The following is a 5,530-nucleotide window of genomic DNA, read 5'->3' on the forward strand; positions in this document are numbered from 1 at the left end:
CCCTTCACCCGAGCCGCGCCCCCGCCATGCCGTCCCTCCTTCCGAACACCTCCGCCCGCTCCGCCGGGCTCCTCGCGGCGCTCGTGCTGGTGTTCGCCAGCGCGCTGCCCGCGTCCGCCCTGCCGGGTGGAGGCCGGACGCCCCGCGCCATCGTGGAGGCGGACTCCGACCTTCCCCCGCCCATCAGCGGCGTGGATGTACAGGAGCACCTGGGCGATCCCCTCCCGCTGGAGACCCGCTTCCTGGACTCCTCGGGGGAAGAAGTACGGCTGGGGACCCTGCTGTCGAAGACGCGCCCCACCCTGCTCACGCTGGTGTACTACGAGTGCCCCATGCTCTGTAGCCTCGTCCTCAACGAACAAGTCCGCGTGATGCGCGACCTGGGGCTTGAGCTGGGCCGCGACTACGAGGCCCTCACCGTCAGCATCGACCCGAAGGACACCCCGGGTCAGAGCAGCGAGCGCCGCCGCAAGTACCTGCAGTCCATGGGCAAGCCGGAGACGGCTCCGTGGCATTTCCTCACCGGCACCGACGAGAACATCCGCAAGCTCGCCGACGCCGTGGGCTTCCAGTACACGTATGAGCCGAGCACGAAGCAGTACGCCCACCCCGCGGTGGTCACCGTGCTCACCCCGGAGGGGAGCATTTCGCGCTACCTCTACGGCACGTCGTTCGACCGCCAGAACGCGAAGCTCGCGTTGCTGGAAGCAGCGGGCGGTCGGGTTGGGACGAGCGTCGATCGCATCGTCATGTCGTGTTTCAAGTATGACACCGCCACGCGGCGGTACGGTTTCTACATCTTCGGATTCATCCGGCTGGGCTCCCTCGCCGTCTTCGGAGCCCTGGCCACGATGCTGATCTATTTCTGGAGGCGCGAGCTGAAGAAAGGCGCGACTACATGAGCGACCTGGCCAACCAATTCCTGTTCCTCCCGGAGCGCGCGTCCACGTTCGCGGAACGGGTCGACTTCCTGCACTACTTCGTCGTCGGTACGACGATGGTGATGTCCTCGGGCGTCGGTCTCGCGGCGCTCTTCATGTTCTTCCGCTACCGTCGGCGGGAGGCCCACCAGACGACGGAATACGTCGTGCCGGACCTGAAGACGGAGTTCCTCTTCGTCTCCGTGCCGCTGGTGTTCTTCCTGGCGTGGTTCGCCATCGGGTTCCGGGACTTCACCTGGTACACCACCCCGCCCAAGGACTCGATGGATGTCTACGTCATGGGCAAGCAGTGGATGTGGAAGTTCTCCTATCCCGAAGGCCCCAACGGCGTGAACGTGCTGCACGTGCCGGCCAACCGCCCGGTGCGTCTGCTCATCACGTCCCGCGACGTCATCCACTCCTTCTACGTCCCGTCCTTCCGCATCAAGATGGACGCGCTGCCGGGCCGCTACACGCAGGCCTGGTTCGAGGCGACGAAGCCCGGCACGTACCAGGTGCTCTGCACCGAATACTGCGGCCTGTCGCACTCGAAGATGCTGGCCGAGGTCGTCGTGCTCGCGCCGGAGGACTACGAGAACTGGCTGAAGGAGCAGCAGCGCGGCCGCCTGCAGGACCGGCAGGACGCGCTCGCGGACACCTCGCTGGTGCCGCCCGCGGCCCGCATGTCGGAGCAGGGCCAGAAGCTGGTCGGCGCGCAGGGCTGCCTGGGCTGCCACTCGGTGGACGGCTCGAAGCACATCGGCCCCACCTTCCTGGGCATGTACGAGCGCACCGAGAAGCTCGCTGACGGCCAGGACATCCGCGTGGATGAGGCCTACATCACCCAGTCGATGATGGACCCGGGCGCGCACATCGTCGCCGGCTACCAGAACGTGATGCCGACCTACCAGGGCAAGCTGCAGGGCCCTGAGTCCGCCGCCATCGTCGAGTACATCAAGACGCTGCGCACTCCGAACGTGCGCGAGAGCGCTTCCGAGGGACCCGCTTATGACCCCATCCAGTAGCATCGCCGCGCCGGGGGCAGTTCCCGGCCATGAGGCGACCGACGACCACGGCCACCACCCGAGCTATCTGACGGACGGCACCACGGTGAAGTCGTGGCTGCTGACGGTGGACCACAAGCGCATCGGCATCATGTACATGGCCTGGGTGCTGCTGTTCTTCCTGGTGGGCGGCATCTTCGCGCTGCTCATCCGGATCGAACTGCTGACGCCCGGTCCGACCATCATGGACGCGATGACGTACAACCGCGTCTTCACGCTGCATGGCATCGTCATGATCTTCCTGTTCATGATCCCTGCCATCCCGTCCATCTTCGGCAACTTCCTGCTGCCGCTGATGCTGGGCGCGAAGGACGTGGCGTTCCCGCGGCTCAACCTCCTGTCGCTCTACGTGTACCTGGCGGGCGCGGGCTTCGCGCTCTGGGGCATGCTCAACGGCGGCCTGGACACCGGCTGGACGTTCTACACGCCGTACAGCGCGCACACGACGACGACGGTGGCGCCGGTGCTCTTCGGCGCGTTCATCATCGGGTTCAGCTCCATCCTCACGGGCATGAACTTCATCGTCACCACGCACACCATGCGGGCGCCGGGCATCACCTGGTTCAAGATGCCCCTGATGGTCTGGGCGCTCTACGCGACCAGCTGCATCCAGGTGCTGGCGACGCCGGTGATTGGCCTGCTGCTGCTGCTCGTGACGGCGGAGAACCTGTTCAGCCTGGGCATGTTCGACGTGGCCCGCGGCGGTGACCCGGTGCTCTTCCAGCACCTGTTCTGGTTCTACAGCCACCCGGCCGTGTACATCATGGTGCTCCCGGCGTTCGGCGTGATGAGTGAGATTGTCGCCACGTTCAGCCGCAAGAACATCTTCGGCTACCGCGCGGTGGCGTACTCCAGCGTGGGCATCGCGTTCGTGGGCTTCTTCGCCTGGGGCCACCACATGTTCGTGTCCGGCCAGTCGACCTTCAACGCCGGCGTGTTCGGCGTGCTGTCGATGCTGGTGGGCGTCTTCACCGCCATCAAGGTCTTCAACTGGGTGGGCACCGTCTACAAGGGCGCGGTGGAGTTCAGCACCCCGTTCGCCTACTTCTGCGGCTTCCTGTTCTTCACCGTGTTCGGTGGCATGACGGGCATCGCGGTGGCGACGGTGTCGCTGGACGTGCCGTGGCACGACACGTACTTCGTCGTGGCGCACTTCCACTTCATCATGGTGGGCGCGACGATCATGGCCTTCCTGGCCGCGCTCCACTACTGGTTCCCGAAGATGTTCGGCAAGACGTACCACGAGGGGTGGGGCCTGGTGTCCGCGGCGCTCATCATCCTGGGCTTCAACGCGACGTTCATCCCCCAGTTCCTCCTGGGCAACGCGGGCATGCCGCGCCGCTACTACGAGTACCCGGAGCGCTTCCAGGCGCTGAACGTGGCGTCCACGGCCGGCGCGTCGCTGCTGGCGTTCGGGTTCATCATCATCGCGGTGTACCTGACGTACGCGCTCATCTACGGCGAGCGCGCGGACAACCCGTGGAACAGCAAGGGCTACGAGTGGCTGACGGCGTCCCCGCCGCCCACCCACAACTTCATTGGCCCCCAGCCGACCTATCCCGAGGAGCCCCACTTCTACGTGGATCCGAACACGGGCAAGGGCGAGGTGTCGGATGTCTAGTGCGCACGTGACGCCGGGCTCGGTGCCCGGTCCGAAGCTGGCCGCCCACTTCGCGTCGCTGGAGGTGCAGAAGCACGCGGCGCGGCTGGGCATGTGGCTGTTCCTCGCCACGGAAATCCTGCTCTTCGCCGGTCTGTTCGCGTGCTACGCGGCGTACCGCTTCCTGTTCCCGGAAGCGTGGGCCGCGTGCAGCCGCGAGCTGGACCTGACGATGGGCACCGTCAACACGGTGGTGCTCATCACCTCCTCGTTCACCGCCGCCATGGCGGTGCACTACGCCAAGGAGGGCAAGAACAAGATGGTGGGGCACATGTTCGTGCTCACCCTGCTGATGGCGGTGGCGTTCCTCGTCATCAAGTACTTCGAGTACAAGCACAAGTTCCACATCGGGACGCTGCCGGGCCGGTACTACTTCTACGAAGGCATCCAGCTGCCGGGCGCCCCGCTGTTCTTCACGGTGTACTTCGCCTCTACCGCGCTGCACGGTCTGCACGTCCTCATCGGGATGACGGTGCTGATGTTCTCCACGGTGCGCGCGTACCGCGTCGGAGACTTCAGCGCGAACAACTACACGATGGTCGAGCTGGGCTCCATGTACTGGCACCTCGTCGACCTGGTGTGGATCTTCCTCTTCCCGATGCTGTACCTGGTCTGAGAGCTACGACATGGCCATCGCCAACGAATCGCAGCAGGAAGAGCACAACATGCAGGAGCACCACGGCGCCGGTCGCTACGTGGTCATCTGGGTGGTCCTGCTGGTGCTCACGCTCGTCACCGTGTTCACCGGCCGCATGCACCTGCCGGACTTCGGCTTGCTGCTGGCGCTCGTCATCGCGAGCGTGAAGGGCACGCTGGTGGCGCTGTACTTCATGCACCTGTCCGAGCACCGCGGCGCCAACCGCCTGGTGTTCGGGGTGTCCATCGCGTTCGTGGTGCTGCTCATCGGCTTCACGCTGATGGACTTCGGCACGCGCTTCCGTCTGGCCAACCCTCCGGGCTCGCAGTACAGCGACCTGCAGGCGGTGGACATCGGCGCGAACAAGGCCGAGGGCCGCCAGGGCGGGCACCTGGACGAGAAGCAGAAGCAGGAGAAGCACGAGTAGCTTCGTCGTCCCCTTGAAGCACGAACGCGGCGCCCGGGATTGCTCCCTGGCGCCGCGTCGCTTTTCCAGCGTCCCTGTGTTGCCTGCCGCGACTACAGCGCGATGGTCAGGTTGAAGGAGAGCGCCGTGTCGGTGGACACCTTGCCCGGGGGCGGGGCGCTGTCCGACTTCACGAGGAAGCCCACGCCCAGGGCCAGCGCGTCGGTGAGGTTCGCCATCACCTGCGTCTGGCTGCTGAAGAGCACGCGGGACTCGGTGATGACGCTCACGAGAATCTCCGCCTCTTCCTGGAAGGTGATGTCCTTGGAGATGCCGTAGCGGAACAGGGCACCGAAGCGGGGGCCGCCCAGGTCCACGTCCGGCAGGTCCAGGCGCTCCGGGTAGTACTGGAAGCGCGTCTCGCGGGCGTAGCGGAAGGCGAAGTCGGTGCGCAGCGTGGCGTCCCGCGTGCCCAGCTTCTCGTCCTTCTTGGTGTCGAACCAGAGGATGCTGGCGCCGGCTTCACCGTAGGGCCGCGACTCGACGCTGCCGACGTGGTCCGTCAGCGCGCCCGCCAGCAGGTAGCCGCTGAGGTGCTCGGTGAAGCGGCGGTCGCCACGCAGCTCGATGCCGGCGTTGAGGGCCACCACCTGGGACAGCGACTCCACCTCCCCTTCCAGTTGGGGCGGGCGGCTGCGGCCGTACGCGCCGAAGGCCTTCACCGAGTAGATCCAATGCTCCGTCTTGCGCAGCGCGCTCGCGAGCCCGCTCACCGTCAGGGTGGAAGCGTTGCCCGTGAGGGAGATGAGGCTCAGGCCCACGCTGACGTCCCAGGTGCTGGGC

The 5,530-nt window shown here is 66.0% G+C and carries 6 protein-coding genes; 5 read left to right on the plus strand and 1 reads right to left on the minus strand.

What is annotated here, in order from left to right; translation table 11 throughout:
• The first annotated feature begins 26 nt into the window (after nucleotides 1-26).
• From D7X74_RS38975 to D7X74_RS38995, 5 genes are read left to right on the plus strand one after another with little or no spacing between them, the layout of a single operon-like run.
• On the plus strand, nucleotides 27-902 hold the full coding sequence (locus D7X74_RS38975; protein WP_120538019.1) for an SCO family protein: 876 nt from the start codon (nucleotides 27-29) through the stop codon (nucleotides 900-902).
• The gene (gene coxB, locus D7X74_RS38980; protein WP_120538020.1) at nucleotides 899-1,945 is read left to right on the plus strand and encodes a cytochrome c oxidase subunit II; all 1,047 of its coding nucleotides are present in this window, start codon (nucleotides 899-901) and stop codon (nucleotides 1,943-1,945) included. Before D7X74_RS38975 ends, coxB begins: the two co-directional genes overlap by 4 nt.
• Nucleotides 1,929-3,605 carry a cytochrome c oxidase subunit I gene (locus D7X74_RS38985; protein ID WP_120538021.1) on the plus strand — a complete coding sequence of 559 codons (1,677 nt, stop codon included), beginning with the start codon at nucleotides 1,929-1,931 and terminating at the stop codon, nucleotides 3,603-3,605. The genes coxB and D7X74_RS38985 overlap by 17 nt, the downstream gene beginning before the upstream one ends.
• On the plus strand, nucleotides 3,598-4,260 hold the full coding sequence (locus D7X74_RS38990; RefSeq protein WP_120538022.1) for a cytochrome c oxidase subunit 3 family protein: 663 nt from the start codon (nucleotides 3,598-3,600) through the stop codon (nucleotides 4,258-4,260). Before D7X74_RS38985 ends, D7X74_RS38990 begins: the two co-directional genes overlap by 8 nt.
• Before the next feature lie 10 nt (nucleotides 4,261-4,270).
• Complete coding sequence (locus tag D7X74_RS38995; RefSeq protein ID WP_120538023.1) at nucleotides 4,271-4,708, plus strand: cytochrome C oxidase subunit IV family protein; 438 nt, start codon at nucleotides 4,271-4,273, stop codon at nucleotides 4,706-4,708.
• 92 nt (nucleotides 4,709-4,800) lie between these two features.
• Here D7X74_RS38995 and D7X74_RS39000 read toward each other — a convergent pair.
• Nucleotides 4,801-5,530 (minus strand): DUF481 domain-containing protein (locus D7X74_RS39000; protein ID WP_233602441.1); only part of this gene is annotated, 730 nt, incomplete at its 5' end.

This window comes from Corallococcus sp. CA047B (assembly GCF_003612065.1).
GTDB lineage: Bacteria > Myxococcota > Myxococcia > Myxococcales > Myxococcaceae > Corallococcus > Corallococcus praedator.

What these genes read in the sequence shown, in the direction of transcription:
- D7X74_RS38975 (WP_120538019.1), top strand. Translation starts at nt 27, where the DNA reads ATGCCGTCCCTCCTTCCGAACACCTCCGCCCGCTCCGCCGGGCTCCTC.
- coxB (WP_120538020.1), top strand. Translation starts at nt 899, where the DNA reads ATGAGCGACCTGGCCAACCAATTCCTGTTCCTCCCGGAGCGCGCGTCC.
- D7X74_RS38985 (WP_120538021.1), top strand. Translation starts at nt 1,929, where the DNA reads ATGACCCCATCCAGTAGCATCGCCGCGCCGGGGGCAGTTCCCGGCCAT.
- D7X74_RS38990 (WP_120538022.1), top strand. Translation starts at nt 3,598, where the DNA reads ATGTCTAGTGCGCACGTGACGCCGGGCTCGGTGCCCGGTCCGAAGCTG.
- D7X74_RS38995 (WP_120538023.1), top strand. Translation starts at nt 4,271, where the DNA reads ATGGCCATCGCCAACGAATCGCAGCAGGAAGAGCACAACATGCAGGAG.